This window comes from Pseudoalteromonas sp. APC 3250 (genome assembly GCF_030407915.1).
In the GTDB taxonomy this organism is placed as follows: Bacteria; Pseudomonadota; Gammaproteobacteria; order Enterobacterales; family Alteromonadaceae; genus Pseudoalteromonas; species Pseudoalteromonas tetraodonis.
In genome coordinates, this window is the sequence record NZ_JASDCM010000032.1 from 1 (window position 1) to 17,299 (window position 17,299).

Sequence of the window (17,299 nt, forward strand, 5' to 3'; positions counted from 1 at the left end):
GTATGGTCCCCGAAGGGAGGGGTCGGAAAAACAACTTTAACAGCGCATTTAGCTGACTGTTTAGCCGTGCAATACGGTAAGAAAGTCATAGCTTATGATGCCGATCCTCAGTTGGCACTTTTCAATACATACAAAAGAGGCGGGTTCGCTTTTGATGTAACAGATAGTTATCCAAGCGAACGCCCAAACTGTGATTTCTTTATTGTTGACTTCCGACCAACTGCAAATCTAAGTAGCCATGAAAAAACGATTATCCAGAATAGCTCTGTAGTTGTTGTTCCCGTTAGAGCATCTCGCCTCGATTTAGATAGTGCGAAAGCAGTCAATAATCTAGTTCCGGAAAAGCGAGTTATCAATGTTCTAAGTTGCTTCGACAAAAGAGTCAGTGATCAAAAAGAAGTTAAAACTCATTTAGCACCAGAACACGAGCTAATTAGTTACTTAGCAATATATGCAAGAACCATGAATGACTACAAAACTATTTTCACACGCGACACCGATAAATTAAACGGAACAACCAGAGCCCGAAATGAAGTAAGAACTCTGGTTACGAAAATCCTGGAGAAGTCTAATGGCTAAGGACTGGATAAAAGAATCAAAATCTGACTCTAAGAGCAGCTGGGAGTCAGGTTCAAATAATAAAGAAGTAAAAATGGGCAGACCTTCTATTCCTGAAGAGAAAAAAAGGAAGCCCAGGTTTACTATGAACATGAATAACTCTGAATATAAATTAATAGAAGAAGCAGCTGAACAGCTTGGTATTCCAGTCGCTGTTTATATAAGGCAGCAAGCACTATTAGCCGCAGAGAAGCAAATATCGCAAAAAAGCTAATATATTAGAAGTGTTTTAGAAGTACTTTATAAATATATATAAAATACTTTATATATTTATTTAATTGATTCTCAATTTGGCATGCCAAATTGAACTTCCCGCTCTCTATAGGCACATTCCATAGCCTTTTTTTGGCGACTGTGACACTCTTAGTTAAAAGCCAAAAAGAACACCTCTGTAGCCCCCAATTTTAAAGGGGTCTCTATTAGGCCTTTTCTTTTGGTCCTATATTAATTTATCTTGTATATATAGCGCAGTGTGACATGAATAATTTGGTTCATAAATACCTAAAAAAACACGGACCAGCTTTGAGCTCTGAAATAACGGAGCACCTAGTTAACACGTTAAAACTAACTCCGGATGCTGCGAGACAAAGAGTATCTAGGGCTGGCGAGGACATTTCACGATTAGAACTGTCATTCCCGAGACGAGCCAAATTCCTTTTTCTAAAGGAACAAGCCGGTAGCAATTTGTACTGGGTTCGCCTGGAACTAGCTTTACTGTCAACTAACTCTGCATATGGCTTTGCCATAACAGCACTGAGCGAAAGGGGCGGTATTATGCCAAGGCAGCATTTTGAAATAGCCTGCGGCGCTCCTATTAAACAAAAAAAACATCTAGCGGCTGAAGTTGTACTCAATAAATTAAAATCTGCAAATCTACTTAAAGAAATACACGTCGAAGGTATAGGACCCTGCATATACCTAGGGCTTCATGTGAATCACATTGAAACATTAATACCGGCAATGAAAGCGAGGTTATTTACCGAAGAACTTGTTCTTCGTGGAGTTAAAAGCTGGATGCGAAAACTTGGGTTTATTTCATACAACCAAGTTTCTGTTCGTTCATTAGAAAAAAACCCGACAGTCAGTACCACCGCTTGGGACTTGGCTGGTCCTTCCTATCTAAGCCCTCTTGTAACTTTCCCGAACAACAGTTCAAAACCTAACCCGGGATTTGTTGTATGTGACATTCTACTTAATCATGAGGTTAGCGAGACAGGAATAGCGCCATATTTACAAAAGCTAAATGCTCTAAGGTGTTTAAAAAATGTAGGCAAGCAACTCTGCTTCTTTTTTGCACACTCCTTCAGCGATTCAGCATTTAAAAAGCTTAAGTCCCAGGGCATTTCTCCAGCAACAATTTCTGCAATTTTTGATAACGAGACAGCACGAGGATTAAAAGAACTAACAGATATTCTTTCTGAGGTTGCCATTCGCTCAATTGAACCTGAAAAAATCGATATTATATTTAACTCGTTGGGAAAAATTGAAGGTGCCGCAAGTAGGTTAAGAGGGGCTTTATTCGAGTACATAATAGCTGAGACTATGCGAGCTGAATACTCCCATCCCGTAGAGTTAAATCGTCTTTGTCAAACACCCAAAGGTATGAAAGAAGCCGATGTCATATGTTCTAACCATCAAGAAGTCAGATTCATCGAGGGAAAAGGGTATGGGTTTAACAAGCGAGTATCGGGTGATGATGTCAAATACTGGCTCTCTGAGCAGATACCAATATTTAGAGCCTTCGCCCTAGTGCATCCGGATTGGAGAGACCGAGATCTAGTTTTTGAATTCTGGACTTCAAGTATGTTTGACGATGAAGCTATTACGAAACTAAATAAAGCTCAGCAGAACACAAAACAATATAAAATTGTGTACAGAGATTATAGGGACGTTTCGAGAAAAATAAGAGACTCAAAGAACAAGGCTTTGATAAAAACTTTTGGCGATCATTTTGTGAATCACCCATTGAACAACATTAATTAAATACTTACAAAGTACTTTATAAGTATTTAATAAGTGCTTTATAAGTTATTTTCTATGCTTCTAAATTAGGCATGCCTAATTTTACTTTATGCCTAACTCTGTATGATAGTTAATCAACGTCGTATATCGATACTCAAAGCTATTCAATACATTTCGGTCATTTTTCTGAACGGATGAAATATATTTCTCAACGTATCCGGTAAACTGCTTAGTGATATGCTCTTCCTTATCAACTAACTTTCGACCAGCTGCTTTGCTACGCAAAACAAATACATCATCAGCCACATGACGTTCATCTCTAATAAGAAGAGCTTTAGAATAATCTAGGCCCATCCCTTTTATGTGCCTATTTTTTCTGTCGACTTGAAGAATGAAAGAAGCTTCGTGCCTTATGTGGGATCGTACAGGTATAGCAAACATCAGGCCTTGTATAGTGATTTTGACTACACCGTGCCCGCGAACTTTATTATCAATATCAAGCCAACAACCGGCCTGCATGTCAAAGTCTAATGCTTGTTCTACACGTACATTATCAGTATAAAATGAGGGGGATAGTTTCTTTAATTCCACTTCGTCTCCATACGAAAAACCCCAGTCTTAAACTGGGGTTTTCGGTAGCAAATACAAGGAATTTAGGTTTTTAACGTGGGGATGTTCCTACCGCCACAACAAACAAGGAATTTGGGTTTTTAACGTGGGGATGTTCCTACCGCCACAAGCTACATCTATATTATGGGGTATATTATACCAATTTGCAACTATCACCATAACAGGCAGAAAAGCTATCACTCCTGATATAGTAAGATAGCTTTGTTTAAAGTCATCCGCGTAACACCAAAGTGCTTCGCAACCTCACCTTTAGTTATAGAAGGATCTGTTAGCATTGCTCTGGCCTTAAGAACTGCTTTCTTGTCCATTTTTCTAGGCCTTCCACCTTTACGCCCACGAGCTCTAGCCGCAGCAAGACCAGCCTGCGTTCGCTCTCGAATAAGGTTTCTCTCGAATTCGGACAACGCACCGAAAATATGAAAAACCAACGTCCCTGAAGATGTAGCTGTATCGATAGCTTCAGTCAATGACTTCAGTTTTATTTTGCGCTCCTCAAGTTCACTTACCAAGGAAACAAGATCCTTTAAACTTCGACCTAACCGGTCAAGTCGCCAGACAACCAAAGAGTCACCTTCCCGTAACGCATCGAAGCACCGCTCAAGCTCTGGCCTATCTCTTGATGCACCGGAATAAGTTTCATGGAAGATTTTCTCACAGCCTGCTTTTTTTAGCGCATCGAGTTGCATTGCAGTGTCTTGCAATGCTGATGATACGCGAGCGTACCCTATTATCATAATCTCATACCTTTTCTATACGTAGATTATTATATGGCTTTTTATACACAATTCCTTCTTTAAATAATGTCACTACCAGGTAACTTTATTATGTATAAAAAACTACCGTTTTTTATACACCCAACTTACATGGCCATCATAGTCAAAGACGTCTATGTTCGAGATGTGATTTTTAAAATTAGGCATGCCTAATTCCCCTGTGACAGTGTCACAGGTTATGTTATACTCTGTGACACAGTCACAGATAGGAAATACACATGCGTTTTTCTATAACTAACGAAAATAAACATGATGCCTGGGCATATATCTTCAATAAACTTAAGAACGACCCAACCTATCTCGATTTCGACGATTTAGGAAAAGAAGACGAAGCTAAAGACACCTTTCGAGCTATACGGCTTAACGAAGATTTAACAGCTGAACAACTAAACAACTGGTGTAAAAAATACCTTCAAAATAAACAGCTCAACTCCTTTAGAGCTGCACTTCGCAAAAAGAGATCAAGACGTAATAAAGATGTTCTTTCCATAGAGCTTGAGAGGGATGTCTATAGTGACCTGAACGACTTGGCGGCTGCTGAAGATATGACCTTAAAAGATTACCTGGCAATGCTCATACAGGACCGCTACCACGAGGTAAAACCTCCCGTTGCAAATCGAGCAAAGCAACGAAAAAAATGCTAGGTGTGACTACGTCACACCTCCCCCTCTTTTCGCTTATCCCAGCCTAAATTTAACACCGTGCCATCGGGCAACCCCCCCCTTTTGGGAAAAGGGCATCAGGAGCAATTGCCCTTTTCATAGCGCCTTCACCGCTTCGCGGCTTGGCGCTAAAGGCCGTCCGCTCGCGGACGCTGTGTAAGACTCGTAAACTCGTCCCTACACAGCGTCCGCAGCGGCCTGTAGCATTTGCGCGCATATTTTTACACGCACAAAATCCGGCCTTGCAAAAGGGGGTGGGTTGCCCTATTATTACTCATGAAACAACCGAGAGCTTTCTGCTCCGGATTCAAAAAAAATAGGCGCTTTCGAGCTGCCTTCAACACGTCACGAAGACCCACAAGAAAGATTTAATATTCTATAAATCATGCCTCGCCGCATTTTTTGGCGATCTTAAAAATCGGCGCTTTCGAGCTGCCGTTAACACGTAATGAGGATTTAGGCGAGATCGGTCCGAGCCTGACGCTATGCGTCGAACTGGGGCGAAACGGCCCAGGTGGTATTTATCATCTGGGACCGCATTCACTCAACGAGTGAATGATTTTCTAACAACTCATTATAGGTAAAATATGATTGAAGAATTCGATGTTAAAAAAGAGACTGAGAAGGCAAAGCAGTTAACCAAAGCAATTAGAAAACCGAGATTTTATCGATCAAGTTTAGATGAGCACGCGGATATCCTTATTGCACTTCATCGAGCGGGGAATACAACAGCCCAAATTCATCGCTTTCTGGTTAAAGAAAAGAAAGTAAGCGTAGCTTGGTCTACAGTATATCGCTGGGTGAAAAAGAATGGCTAGATTTAGGAAAAGCCCACTCAGCCCTCAAAAAGCGGAAAGTATTGCACAAAAACAAGCTGCAAAAATTATGGCTCGTATGCAAGGCCGAGACAAGCCAATCAAATCTGTAGGCACTGCCCGAGGTTACACCAACTGTCTTAAAAAAGTTGCTCGTTACGTTAATCAACAATTTAACATCAGTCTAAGAGAACTTACTCCCGAGCAAGCCAAGCAATACCTTGATGTTCGTTCTGAAGAAGTAGGACAAAAAACACTAGATCAGGAGCGTCAAGCTATCCAGGCAATGATGCTTAATGTAACCAAAGCACTGGATATTTCCGATAAAAAAGATCGTCTATCTTTCGTCAAATCGACTAAAGATGAAATCGAAAAAGGCAGAGCGTATACCAGCCAACAAGTGTCCATGATCGCTTCAGCACAATCTGAAAAACACGCTATAGCGACTCAAATAGCTCACGCAGCAGGATTGCGAGCTCATGAACTTTATACACTCAAGCCTCTTCATGATAGAGAAGTTGAATATCGGAAGGAAAGAGAAGAGACAAAAACCACTCTATTTCATGCTCGTAACGGTATACGCTACACGGTAGTTGGAAAAGGCGGATTGGAAAGAGAAGTATTGATACCCGTTCACCTGGTGGAAAAACTTGAATCACGCCGATTAGCGCAACCACAGCAAGTTAAAGACAGAGGAGTATTTTACCGTTCCCACTACAACATTGGCGGGGGTAATAATTGGTCCAGCAGCTTCTCTGCTGCATCAAAAAGAACATTGTTCCGTTCCAGTGGAGCGCATGGCGTAAGACACAGTTACGCACAAGAAAGAATGAGAGAGCTTCAAAGAGCAGGGTTATCAAGGAGCTTGGCGTATAAAACGGTATCTCATGAGCTCGGCCATTTGAGAGAGGGAATTACAAAAGTATATTTGCGTTAAACTGAGCTATTATTGAATTTGGCATGCCAAATTGAAGCGAAAAGAGGGAAGGTTATGGGACCAGTAATTGTCAGCAATTTAATGATATTAGCAGTAATAGCCTTTTGGGCAATATTTTTTAATAAAACACTGGGTAGTCAAAAGGATAGCAAGTAACTTAATGACTATCCAAGCTATCCTGATTTCCTCTATCCCAGTGACACAAAGAAATTAACCACATAGCAATTTCCATGATCTTTTGATCGTAATCTTCATCAGATATATGTGACACCGTCACACTTTCTGACGATTCCCTAAAACTAATAAAGCTTTCCATTCGAACATCCCATTCTTCACCTCTTTCATTTTGAACGCTGGTCATAAAAACAGGATGTGAGAGTAAGTGATGTACCAGTTCCTCTTCTGAAGAAGGCTCAATATCTTCATGCAACCACTCTATATTCGGCAACTCATCTACCCCTTTGAGTTGCATTTTGTATATGTAGGCCGCAGGAAAATAAGGTCTTAACTCACTGTGTCTTCTAAGGTGATGAGGGTTCATAGTTGAACCCTCGAATTAGGCATGCCTAATTTTTTCCTTAATAAAGCAACTCCAGACAAGAGAATAAACATCAATCCAGTGCTTCCGCCACTTTTTTCACTGCCAGTGTCACCGCCAGAGTTGGCATTATCATTGTCAGTTAATGTAATGGTAACGGTACTTGTCGTCACTTCTACACCCGCCCCTTCAATAACAATATCAAAAGAAGTATTGCCAGATTCATCATCTGAGTCATCCAGAATTTGAAGAATGAGTGTTTTTTCAGTTTCACCATCAGCGAATGTCAATTCTTGATTTAACTCTGTGAAATCAGTACCCGCAATCGCAGAACCAGCCACCGTGTAAACTCGTACAACAGCCGTTCCTTCAGAACCACCACTTCGAGTAACCGTAAGTGTTACACTGCCAGCAGCTTCAGAAACACTAGTCGCTGACGCGCTTAACGCAAATGTTCCAGCATCAGGCTCTACCGCATCATCGTTATCAATAATACCGACATTCACGCTCTTAACATCGTACTCAGCAGTTTCACTAGGGCTATTAATTTCAATAGTCAAACTTTCTTTCGTTTCTGCTTTTTGGTCATCAACAGTCACCAAAGTAACCGATTTTTCAACTTCACCTTCAGCAAATACAAGCTGTTCATTTAGGACAACATAGTCAGACCCAGCCACGGCACTACCAGCAACGGCAGAGACATTAACAACCGCCTCACCAGTACCGCCGACGCGACTTACAACATACACACCTGAGTCACCTTCATTCAACTCTGAAGGCCCAGTAACTGAGAACATACCAGCCGTGCCAGTTTGAGCGCCATCAGCAACATTTACCGTTGCAGTAACCACATCACCAACACTCAACTTATAAGCATATTTCATGGTAACAGAGAAAGATTCGGTACTTTCACTCTCACTGTCTTTTACCATTGGGTAGACCACTTCAGCAGTGGCCGCACCTGGTTCAAACTCTGCCAGAACATAAGCATCAACAAAATCAACGCCCCATTCAGCAGTATCACTTTCCGCGAACAATTTAACCGAGGCCACTTGTGACAAGTCACCATCACGTTGCAATGTAATCACAACTCCATCTTTTTCATTGCCTGAGAAAGCAGTTTCAGCAAACGATACAACACCTAACGCTTCAACACCTACACGGCGCTGTGTTGTTGCGACAAAGTTTTCTTCCAGAACGCGAGCATTATTAGCGGTTGATTCATTACCGCAAGCCTCACCACCACTTGAAAGCTCAGGTGAAGAGTAATGGTGCAAAGTCTTAGCCATTGGTGAAGCAGAATACATAAGAGTGTAATTACCGCCACAGGTCGTTGCTCTGGCATATTCAGGGCCTACATATGCCTTAGCCTCTTCATGGTTCATACCTAAAGAATGACCCACTTCATGTGCCAAAGCTGTATACATAGTAGGTTCAGAGTTGTCATCGAGTACAGAAGCATACTCACCGCCAATACTGCCTAATCCAAGTACAGTGTCTTCTGGCCTTTGCTCTCTAACGTACACAACCAGATCCGCTTTCCACTTTTCTTGATAAATCGAATACTCTGGATTGCCTTCATTTAAAGCAGCCAATGAGAATAGATAATCGGCACCATCTTGCACGATATTACCGTCTTCATCGACCACATCCTGATAAGGTACATCGTCATCAATAGACTCAACAGGCACAATATCTTTTATCGCTAACTGGTAGTCATATCCATGTGTGCGATAAGTTTTATTTGCCAATTCAAACCACTTTTCAACACGCTTTGTTGCTTCATATTCACCGTGCTTAGCAAAGTATGAGGGCTGATAGAAAACCACTACATCAGCGACTACCCCACTGCTGTTTTCATTACCTAGAGACGCAGTGTTAAACGACCTGGTATATGCATATTTTGGTAAATTTTGTACATGAACTTCGTTTACTGAAATAGCGCGAACATCATTAACCGAGGCATTCACATTAGATGCTGTTAATGCCGCAAATAAACTCAAATTAAATACTGATTTTTTCATATCAATCTCCTACATCACGATATAAAAAGTATAACGCTGCGTAGTACCTAGGTCAATGAAACAATCAACTTTTCAATGTCTTTTTTTTGTACATCTATCAACGTTGGTAAAACCTGCCTCATCATGTATCGCCTAACTTCTAAAGGAATGCGCTCCATGTTGTATTCTCTGGTTTTCATTACTCCTGGCCATGTTTTGGAGTAGGATGTGCCACAAGCCTCATTTAGCCGGTTAATGCCTGCAATTTGTGAATCTCTTTTTTTTTCTATTTCTAGCCAACGTAGAAAAAGCCCATTTTTTTCCATAATTATCCCAATATTAAAATTATTCTAACAACCTATTGCTTCACCATTCTTGATTTGACAAACAGTAGCCCAGACAGTGAATTCTTTAGTTCTATTTGACGGTACATGAGTAACAGAAGCCGTTGATACTATATCGCCAACACCACCTGTTGTGCATTTACTACCTACTCCAGTACATCCCCCAGACCATACAACATCCCACTCTGCTGAATTAGAAAATTCATAATTTTCTCGGCCTAAATAATCCCCAACCGAGAAATTTGCCTGTCCAAGTTTTGGGTGTTCAACTCGACCAAAACAACTTGAATAAGATGCCTTATCAAATGCAAGAGTGTCTACCCAGCAACCATGAAGTAAATCATTGAACGGGTCTATTGGTGTTCTGTTGTCATAACGGATATTGACGCTATCACTAGCAGTTCTGTCGCTATAGTGACTATTAGTTACTATTAGCGTTGCAGTGCCTGTTGCTGAAGCTTGTGGGGCAACTGAAGCTGAAACGTTGCATGAAGGTGAAGCGGTACTTCCTTTTGATACTGTACCGCTGGTACACCCAGTGAAATTAAGATTTGAGCCAGATGTAGCCCACCGATATGAGCACCCTTGCCTACAATCAGAAATAGTGCCTGTTATTGTGGAAGAAAAACTACTTCTATTGCCAAACGCCGTACAACTTGGGCAACTAACATCAACTGATGGAGTCTGTGGCAAGCAGTACTCTGTTACATCCATACAATGATCCAGCTTATTACGCTGCTCGGTAATCAAAAGATGGTTGTTATTAACAGAACTTTGAGGCGTGTAAAAATCATCATTGCTAGTGTACGAACCACCGCTAAACTGGCTAGCGGACACGGTATCAGCGCTTAAATTTGAACCACTTACACTCCCTATATTGGCATTATTAAAGCTTGCCAGTGTGACGTTAATTCCTGAAGCATTCAGCGTCTCCTGGATAGCTAACTCTGATGCAGATGCATTACCTACAGATGAACTATCAGACTCGACAACATTAGTTTGAAGGCGATTATTCACCGTTAGATTTGATGCAGATACAGAACCCGTAGACGCATTACCAGAAGTGCTACCGCTCGATGCTTGCACTGTCTGACCTTTAAAGCTATTGGTATCGATACGGTTACTATCTAATTCATTAAATGTCGATGTACCAGAGCTCGATACCGATGTACCTGAAGCACTATTTGCCTCGCCACTATTAATATTACCTGTAGTAACATCTAAATTAGTCACATTACCGTTAGATGATGACAGTCTGTTTAACTCTGCCGTTCCTGTAACGCTCATATTGCCAATAGACCCGCTATTTGCTGACACGCTATCAAAATTACCATTCGTGCCGTTCACCGTGCCATAAGTAAGCGTATTACCACTTAACGTATTCACAGTACCTGTTCCATACGACAATGAATCACCTGATAAAGAACTGATATTACCGCTATTAAAGTCCAAGGTATTACCGGATACTGAGCTTATAGTGCCTGAGTTGTAGGTAAATGTATTACCGTCAAGTGCAGTGATTGAACCATTACCGAACGTGAGCCTATTACCGCTCACTGAATCAATACTACCGCTATTATAATCCAGTGAGTCACCGCTAAGGCTATTGATTGCCGCGCTATCAGCGCTTATAGAATCAAACTGGCCGATGTTTGCTGAAACAGAATCAATTCCAGTAATATCGTTGCCATTACCAACAATATCGCCATTCATAGACAGCGTACCGTTGGCTCTCACCGTTCCAGCATTAACATTTAGCTGATTACCCGCATAGGTAATACTGTTATTACCTAGTTGAACCTCTTCAGTGTTAATTCTTTCTATATCGGCAGTGGTAAATTCAGCATCATCGAAAGTGGCTCGTTGAACATTAAGCGAACCAATATTAACCAGGTCATTATTGTTAATGTCCAAGTCAACTTCTAACTGAGTACGTTGCGGATTATCAGGGTCTTCTACTCGTTGTAAGTAATCGTCATAAAGCGCTGACTGAAAAGGTCTATTGATAGTTGCCGTAACAGTAGTCCCAGCTGACGAACCACCTGGAATCTGGTTTGCTACTGCCTGTGCAACTCCTTCTTTCAGCAAATTAACTGTAAGCGTGTAGTCGTCTCCTACCTGTGTTCCAAAAATAGCAGTGCAAAACGATGATTGGAAAACACTTCCACCGCCGCAGCGAGCTGCATCACCATTGAAATAACCGGCTAATGCCAAGTCATTTAATGATGATGGCCAAGACATATTCTCACGGTAATACTTAGTTAAGGCACTAGCTATCTGACGTAACTCTTCAGCTGATGATTCATAGGTTTCCCTAACACTCTCTGGCTGTGACATTCGGGTTTTGTAATACACAGTACTACCCAATGCCAAAATACCTACAAGGGCTATCATGAGTAACGCACCATAACCCTTTTGTTTTTGTAGCCCTTTCATCACACAAAAACCCTTTCAATAAAGTGTGACTACGTCACAGATAAACAACTGATAGAAATGTTATCGATGCAACGAGGATCACGACTCGAATTAATACATCAGCCCAATCCATATCGCCCTCGATTACTTCGTTATACATACCCATGAGACACATTCCCGAAAAAATGACGGCCATAGCAGTTAACAGCCAAGTCAAAAACATCGAAAAGGTGACTGAATCTACACCAAGTGTCGCACTAAAAACTTCCATCTGTGGCCCCGCTAATAGTCATAGTCAGTACCGTGTAAATTTCTATGCGCCTTGGCTTCATCAGAAGTCATATGCTCACCAGAAATGTTGTAACCTCCGACCCCATCAGAAAAGCGTTCAAGGTCTTTCTTTTCTTTTCTGGCTCGCTCTTCTTCGTCATCAGCAAAGAAGAAAATTACGGTTAGAGCTTTTCCCAACCATCCAACAAATTTATTTTTACTCATAATGACCTCTCATTTAGCATCAAGAAGCTGCCCCTTTAGTTGCAGCTTTCTTAGCGCCACTAGACATTTTTTTACCTGCGGCCTTACCAGCTGAGGCAGCTTTACCTGCACCACTTTGTCCGGCACTACCCGCTGATGAAACACCCTTTGTCTTAGACTGTGCGATGTCAGCTCCTGCCATACCAACCCAACCAAGCGCCATAGTGAAGAGCGCAGGACCGTAAACGAAAAAGAAACCTGACAACCATTGTGAAAGCATTGCCTGGTTGATTCCCAAACTACCGAAAAGGACACCGCCAGAAGCTTCAAGCAACGTGTCATCCACGAGTCTCCCCAACTCCCAAAGAAACGGCCAGAACATAATGCTGGCAATCACAGATGCAAACGTTAGAGCATGCTTTGCTTGAAAAGAACCAACGAGCATTGCAGGCACATATGCTGTTAGCACGACCAATAAAATCAGTGGCTTTGCTAAAGGCGCTGCAATTTGGAGCATAGATGCACCGGCTGTTTGAGGGATGGAACCAAGTGCGACCCCGATGGTTCCTAGGAACCTACCGGCATAATCCATGAATCCAGTATCACCAGAATCAAGCCCGTAATCGGATGCACCGGTAAAACCAAAATCTGACGCTGATTTATTCGTAAAGAAAACCTGAGAAACAATTGCATCACGCTTATCAAGGTAAGCATCTTCCTCTTCGACAGAAGTGAACCATCCGCGAATAATTGCCCAAACACCGTCCTCTTCCTCTTTTATCCAATTAGGAGTTGCTTCAAATAAACGATGTCTTAGTGAGTATTCCCGATCACTATCAACACCAACCCACCATTCGCGGCAAGTTGGAAATCCATATCCAGCTGGAAGGCTTTCTGTTTCAGAGAGCGCATTTGACGAAGTAGAGAAGCCGTACCTTGCCGTTCTGGAATAAAATCCATCACCGCCTTTATTATCGTAAAGGCCGACTGTCTCGATAAAGCTTCGATGACCAGGCCAAAGGTATTCTTCAGGAGGTAATACGTCTAATTCAATACTCTTACGACGTGCCGGCCAGTAACACTGCCTTACAAAATCAGACACTTCTTGCCGCATACCAGGTGGAAGTTGTGTGGAGGACATTTCAGTGCGAATTAAGCGAATATCAGTAGCACACGGTAAACGGCTCACAGACTCATTTTTAATCGCCTGAGAGACTGCTAACGTGACCCAAATAAAAGGTGACACGCGAACACGCTCACCATCGATAACCGCATCAAACCTTTCCTCAAGTACGCTTGATGCTCGTATCGCTTCCGGAGATTCGTTATCACTTTCCCTTAATGCTTGAGAAACCTGTGCTTCAGCAGACGAACAAGCTTTTGGGGTAGGTTTAATATCCGTTACCTTAAAGGTAACAGAAGGTACAACCGCTAGTGTGAAAACAAACCATACCGCGAAAATCTTATATACGACCGAGCGATAAGTAGCATCATCGTACCCCTCAAGTAAAATACGCTCAGCCCCTTTAAATAAAGAGAAAATCAAAGGGATTAGAATGATCGCGGAATCAGATAGAACATCCCACAATATCGATGCAGCTTTAAGGCCTAATGCAATTCCCCAAGCGTCGATCAACGAGTCCAGAATCATAGCTGGCCCCGCTAGACAAATAAGATATAAAAAAGGTTAAGGCCTACGACTAGTAGCAGTAACCAATGAAGTAAGCTGACAGCTTTGACCGATGCAGCTTCAAATTGCTCATCAGAAACATCTTCAGGTTTTGGAATGCGGGTCCGGATATACCAGGCAGCAAATCCTTTTCCAAAAAAAAGGATAAATACGCTTAACGCGATACCTATCAATTTCAACCCACTCCAATCCCGAAGGGATTCAAGTCCTGAAATAACACCTTCCCCTGAAGGGGATAAAAATAGCGATCCCAACTGAGACGCTAAAATAATTAACAACCAGGGAGCGATTAAGAAAACGCCAACCCAAAATAATATTTTTTTCCAGCCCTTCACGACTAATCCCCTCTGTTAAAAAAGAGAGGCGCGAAGGCTCTTAACGACTCAAGTGCTTTCGCGCCAGCTTTTAATTACCCTAGATAGTGTAGAGCGTGACACTGTCACATCTTTACATTGCTCAAGCCAAGCCTGAACTTCTACCTGGGTAGCACCATGCTTATCCAACAGCTCAAGAATTTCTCCTTTTAACTGCTCTAGGGGGCGCTGTTTCCCTAGATTTTGTCTTACGAGCTTAAGCTCCTCGCCTAGACCCGACATACAGCATTCCTCATTACGTATAACGGGCAGCTCGAAAGCGCCCTTGTTCTGTAAAAACCCATTAACATACTAGCATAATCCCAATAAGTTGCAAGAAAGTTGCATAAAAATCCTACTAAAGTTTCAAGCTAGAGAGCCTTATAAAAGCTCAAAAGCCAACTTAAACGAAAGTCAAAAATAAATCCCCGAAAAACTAGGGTTAGTGAAAGGGGGTTTTTTTGAAGCTACTACAGCATAGCTATTTCTATCTATATTGGAATGGCCAACATAGAGAGAAATGTCTATATCGTGATCTAAATAAAAATTAGGCATGCCTAATTTTAGAGAATATGCAAAGACCTATGGACTTGTGAATTTACGCTACGCGCAACAGCCTAACCGTATGGACAAGCATATGGATAACTCATGGACGGGCAAGCCGACCACAAGTTACCCACACGCATTGCCCACACTCACGGCTTAATTCACGAATTCCACAGGCCCAAAAGAATAATAAACTACTTTAATTCTTTTATTCTGTTTGAAATATAGAGGTTTTTACCCTCCTACCGGACATCTCTGTGGGGGGGAATATATAGAAGCGGACCTAATTGCCGGATGACCTATAACCTCAGACCAATAACGTCTAACCGTTCTCTCGCTCCGGCCACAAATCGCAGCTACAGATACTTGAGTTAGGGTGACATTTTGAGTTAGAAGCTCCCTGGCAGCTCTTAGGATTCGACTTAAAGTTGATTCCGCTTTCTTCTTGGCCGTTGACTCAGCCGCAGCTTGCCTAGCGGCCTTAACTTCTTCAGGAGTGAGTTTGGCTTTGTCCTGGTGTAGAAATGAAACATCCATACCTAGTTGGCGTTCTAGATAGTCTGCTATCGAGTCCTTTTTGTATTTATACAGCGTTGTTTTCGCCGTCTTCAGGTACTTGTTGAGCTCTTCATCCGTTAGGCCTATATGACGCTCATTGAGCTGTCTCACGCGCTGATATGCAGCTTCCTCATCCTGAATGTGTCTTAGCGCCACAAATAATATAAATGCCGTACTATCGCGCATCCCCTCTTTCACTGGGTTCGCATTTATATGTTGAAGAATGTGCGTGTATATCTTGAACCACCATTGCCCTATCGTATGCTTCCCTCCATTGGGTTTTTTATATACGTTCGGATCTTTTGGGGGTGACTTACGGGGTTTAACAGGTGTTGAAGCTGATTGAACTAACGTTAGGTGTTTAGGCTTTGCTGTTTCAACATTTAAAGACTTTGCCAGCTCTTCAAAGCTGAACACATCGCCACAAGAATAAAATTCCACAGTTCGTCTAGTCGAGCCGTGTCTTGTACCAGGCATCCTAAGCACTCGTGCCGGATCTTTACTCGCGCCTAAGTCTACATGCCAAAGGTTTCCACCTTTCAACTTGCTAACTAAAGACGATGCAATATCGCGCCATGCAGCAACACGCCATTTATATGCATCAACACCGCCATACATCCAGTAAAGATGCACACCACCAGAGCCTGATAGCACATACCCTGTTGGCAAAGGAACGCCCTGAGATTCGAGCTGGTTAAAGACTTCACTTACTACTTGAGCCTCTTGCTCTTTAGATAAAGACTTTTTGGTTTCCCTGGTAGTTCCTGCTGGCGTATTAATATCAATTTCTAACCAATTAGCATGCAGTGAAGCTAACTGTTTAGTATTGCGCCAATCGAAGAATTGGTTAGGCGACACAAAACAGTCTATAGAACAATCACGCCCTATAGATGCATCAAGATAAAATTGAGACAGCTTGCACGTCTTCTTACCTGATTGACGAGTACCAATAGCTCGCCAAGGCGAATCATTGTCAGCTATACGATAAGACCATACGTAGCGGCAATACGCTTCCTTACCAATTCCCATCAGCTGATTGAAATCAGTAGAAGGACATTTACGGTAAAGCTGTCTTATTATCTTCTGGTTATTGTCAGCTTCGCTCTTTATCAAAGTAACCTCGCGGTACAGGTTCAACTGTACTTATTGCCGCGAGCTTAGAGGAAGTAAATGTGGGGAACACGATCACCGAACGAATAGCGTCCGCCAATCGAACGAACAGTGTTCGTTTGTTCGATTTTGAATTGACATCAAACACAGGACAGGCCATACTTATCCAGACTTTTAGGGGTTTTTGCTCTGTCAGGTTTGTTTGCAAGCACATTTGACTACTCCGCTAAGCCCTCTGTAAAACCGCTGTTCGCACCAGCGGTTTTCGCTTTTCTGGCTTATTGAAATTCTACAGTTACACTTTTAAAGCCTATTTCTCTGGCATCAACAAGCGCGCCGTTTATTCTTTTATACAATTTTTCTTGATCAGTCCTGGCTCTCGTTATTTTTTCTTGAGCTCCATTCAAGCGCTCAAATACCAGTAACCATCTATCTTGTTCCATAGGAGCAGGAACCACCGAAGCCTTCTTCAAAAGCCCCTCATGGTACAGTTCTCTTAAAATTCTTATTTCCAACGCCCGCTCCTCAAATACAAATGCACGATAATGCATTTGTATGAGCATACCAGATAACTAATCATGATCAAGATCTTTTTTTTCACACACAACAACGATCTCAACATGCACAAAAGAAAACTATTTACATACTTATTAAATACATATAAAGTACTTAAAATACACTTTATATATACTTTATAAGTTACTAATAAATATAAATCAGGAAGGTCATATGCAAGTGATTTCTGTATGGTCCCCGAAGGGAGGGGTCGGAAAAACAACTTTAACAGCGCATTTAGCTGACTGTTTAGCCGTGCAATACGGTAAGAAAGTCATAGCTTATGATGCCGATCCTCAGTTGGCACTTTTCAATA

19 protein-coding genes are annotated in these 17,299 nt (G+C 41.9%); 7 read left to right on the forward strand and 12 right to left on the reverse strand.

Annotated elements, in window-relative coordinates; genetic code table 11:
- From QL986_RS18575 to QL986_RS18585, 3 genes are all read left to right on the forward strand, one after another.
- Positions 1-579: ParA family protein (locus tag QL986_RS18575; RefSeq protein WP_290191803.1), on the forward strand; the 579-nt coding region annotated here is incomplete at its 5' end.
- The gene (locus tag QL986_RS18580) at positions 572-832 is read left to right on the forward strand and encodes a hypothetical protein (RefSeq protein ID WP_290191804.1); all 261 of its coding nucleotides are present in this window, start codon (positions 572-574) and stop codon (positions 830-832) included. The genes QL986_RS18575 and QL986_RS18580, both read left to right, overlap by 8 nt.
- Before the next feature lie 263 nt (positions 833-1,095).
- Positions 1,096-2,601: a hypothetical protein gene (locus QL986_RS18585; RefSeq protein ID WP_290191805.1), complete on the forward strand. Its 1,506-nt coding sequence runs from the start codon at positions 1,096-1,098 to the stop codon at positions 2,599-2,601.
- 81 nt (positions 2,602-2,682) lie between these two features.
- Here the strand turns inward: QL986_RS18585 and QL986_RS18590 are convergent, their stop codons facing one another.
- Together QL986_RS18590 and QL986_RS18595 are read right to left on the reverse strand one after the other, a co-directional pair.
- The gene (locus tag QL986_RS18590; RefSeq protein ID WP_188731859.1) at positions 2,683-3,171 is read right to left on the reverse strand and encodes a hypothetical protein; all 489 of its coding nucleotides are present in this window, start codon (positions 3,169-3,171) and stop codon (positions 2,683-2,685) included.
- 215 nt (positions 3,172-3,386) lie between these two features.
- On the reverse strand, positions 3,387-3,944 hold the full coding sequence (locus tag QL986_RS18595; protein WP_290191806.1) for a recombinase family protein: 558 nt from the start codon (positions 3,942-3,944) through the stop codon (positions 3,387-3,389).
- 257 nt (positions 3,945-4,201) lie between these two features.
- Between QL986_RS18595 and QL986_RS18600 the strand changes: the two genes are divergently transcribed.
- From QL986_RS18600 to QL986_RS18610, 3 genes are all read left to right on the forward strand, one after another.
- Positions 4,202-4,627, forward strand: coding sequence for a hypothetical protein (locus QL986_RS18600; RefSeq protein WP_290191807.1), 426 nt, complete (start codon positions 4,202-4,204; stop codon positions 4,625-4,627).
- A gap of 605 nt (positions 4,628-5,232) precedes the next feature.
- Positions 5,233-5,463: a hypothetical protein gene (locus QL986_RS18605; RefSeq protein WP_290191808.1), complete on the forward strand. Its 231-nt coding sequence runs from the start codon at positions 5,233-5,235 to the stop codon at positions 5,461-5,463.
- Positions 5,456-6,397 (forward strand): site-specific integrase, encoded by a 942-nt coding sequence (locus QL986_RS18610; RefSeq protein ID WP_290191809.1) that lies wholly within the window; start codon positions 5,456-5,458, stop codon positions 6,395-6,397. Before QL986_RS18605 ends, QL986_RS18610 begins: the two co-directional genes overlap by 8 nt.
- 157 nt (positions 6,398-6,554) lie before the next feature.
- On the opposite strand, the gene QL986_RS18615 is transcribed toward QL986_RS18610, so the two are convergent.
- The 10 genes from QL986_RS18615 to QL986_RS18660 form a co-directional block, all read right to left on the reverse strand.
- Positions 6,555-6,938, reverse strand: a complete 384-nt coding sequence (locus QL986_RS18615) for a hypothetical protein (RefSeq protein ID WP_290191810.1) — start codon at positions 6,936-6,938, stop codon at positions 6,555-6,557.
- Positions 6,935-8,959 (reverse strand): Calx-beta domain-containing protein, encoded by a 2,025-nt coding sequence (locus tag QL986_RS18620; RefSeq protein ID WP_290191811.1) that lies wholly within the window; start codon positions 8,957-8,959, stop codon positions 6,935-6,937. Before QL986_RS18620 ends, QL986_RS18615 begins: the two co-directional genes overlap by 4 nt.
- Positions 8,960-9,006: 47 nt before the next feature.
- Positions 9,007-9,264, reverse strand: coding sequence for a hypothetical protein (locus QL986_RS18625; RefSeq protein ID WP_290191812.1), 258 nt, complete (start codon positions 9,262-9,264; stop codon positions 9,007-9,009).
- Between the two features lie 24 nt (positions 9,265-9,288).
- Positions 9,289-11,721, reverse strand: a complete 2,433-nt coding sequence (locus tag QL986_RS18630; RefSeq protein ID WP_290191813.1) for a hypothetical protein — start codon at positions 11,719-11,721, stop codon at positions 9,289-9,291.
- Between the two features lie 258 nt (positions 11,722-11,979).
- The gene (locus QL986_RS18635) at positions 11,980-12,192 is read right to left on the reverse strand and encodes a hypothetical protein (protein ID WP_290191814.1); all 213 of its coding nucleotides are present in this window, start codon (positions 12,190-12,192) and stop codon (positions 11,980-11,982) included.
- Positions 12,193-12,211: 19 nt separating this feature from the next.
- A complete protein-coding gene (locus QL986_RS18640) occupies positions 12,212-13,822 on the reverse strand; it encodes a conjugal transfer protein TraG N-terminal domain-containing protein (protein ID WP_290191815.1) in 1,611 nt (536 codons plus the stop codon).
- Positions 13,823-13,833: 11 nt separating this feature from the next.
- Complete coding sequence (locus QL986_RS18645; protein WP_290191816.1) at positions 13,834-14,196, reverse strand: hypothetical protein; 363 nt, start codon at positions 14,194-14,196, stop codon at positions 13,834-13,836.
- Positions 14,197-14,244: 48 nt separating this feature from the next.
- The gene (locus QL986_RS18650; protein ID WP_290191817.1) at positions 14,245-14,457 is read right to left on the reverse strand and encodes a hypothetical protein; all 213 of its coding nucleotides are present in this window, start codon (positions 14,455-14,457) and stop codon (positions 14,245-14,247) included.
- Between the two features lie 537 nt (positions 14,458-14,994).
- Complete coding sequence (locus QL986_RS18655) at positions 14,995-16,431, reverse strand: hypothetical protein (RefSeq protein WP_290191818.1); 1,437 nt, start codon at positions 16,429-16,431, stop codon at positions 14,995-14,997.
- A gap of 275 nt (positions 16,432-16,706) precedes the next feature.
- Positions 16,707-16,943: a hypothetical protein gene (locus tag QL986_RS18660; RefSeq protein ID WP_290191819.1), complete on the reverse strand. Its 237-nt coding sequence runs from the start codon at positions 16,941-16,943 to the stop codon at positions 16,707-16,709.
- A gap of 214 nt (positions 16,944-17,157) precedes the next feature.
- On the opposite strand from QL986_RS18660, the gene QL986_RS18665 reads away from it, so the two are divergent.
- The coding region (locus tag QL986_RS18665; RefSeq protein ID WP_290191820.1) for a ParA family protein at positions 17,158-17,299 on the forward strand (142 nt) is incomplete at its 3' end.

Excerpts from the sequence above, each read along its gene's own strand:
- QL986_RS18640 (WP_290191815.1), bottom strand. The coding sequence starts at position 13,822 with ATGATTCTGGACTCGTTGATCGACGCTTGGGGAATTGCATTAGGCCTT.
- QL986_RS18635 (WP_290191814.1), bottom strand. The coding sequence starts at position 12,192 with ATGAGTAAAAATAAATTTGTTGGATGGTTGGGAAAAGCTCTAACCGTA.
- QL986_RS18580 (WP_290191804.1), top strand. The coding sequence starts at position 572 with ATGGCTAAGGACTGGATAAAAGAATCAAAATCTGACTCTAAGAGCAGC.
- QL986_RS18625 (WP_290191812.1), bottom strand. The coding sequence starts at position 9,264 with ATGGAAAAAAATGGGCTTTTTCTACGTTGGCTAGAAATAGAAAAAAAA.
- QL986_RS18605 (WP_290191808.1), top strand. The coding sequence starts at position 5,233 with ATGATTGAAGAATTCGATGTTAAAAAAGAGACTGAGAAGGCAAAGCAG.
- QL986_RS18650 (WP_290191817.1), bottom strand. The coding sequence starts at position 14,457 with ATGTCGGGTCTAGGCGAGGAGCTTAAGCTCGTAAGACAAAATCTAGGG.
- QL986_RS18610 (WP_290191809.1), top strand. The coding sequence starts at position 5,456 with ATGGCTAGATTTAGGAAAAGCCCACTCAGCCCTCAAAAAGCGGAAAGT.
- QL986_RS18620 (WP_290191811.1), bottom strand. The coding sequence starts at position 8,959 with ATGAAAAAATCAGTATTTAATTTGAGTTTATTTGCGGCATTAACAGCA.
- QL986_RS18595 (WP_290191806.1), bottom strand. The coding sequence starts at position 3,944 with ATGATAATAGGGTACGCTCGCGTATCATCAGCATTGCAAGACACTGCA.
- QL986_RS18600 (WP_290191807.1), top strand. The coding sequence starts at position 4,202 with ATGCGTTTTTCTATAACTAACGAAAATAAACATGATGCCTGGGCATAT.
- QL986_RS18585 (WP_290191805.1), top strand. The coding sequence starts at position 1,096 with ATGAATAATTTGGTTCATAAATACCTAAAAAAACACGGACCAGCTTTG.
- QL986_RS18615 (WP_290191810.1), bottom strand. The coding sequence starts at position 6,938 with ATGAACCCTCATCACCTTAGAAGACACAGTGAGTTAAGACCTTATTTT.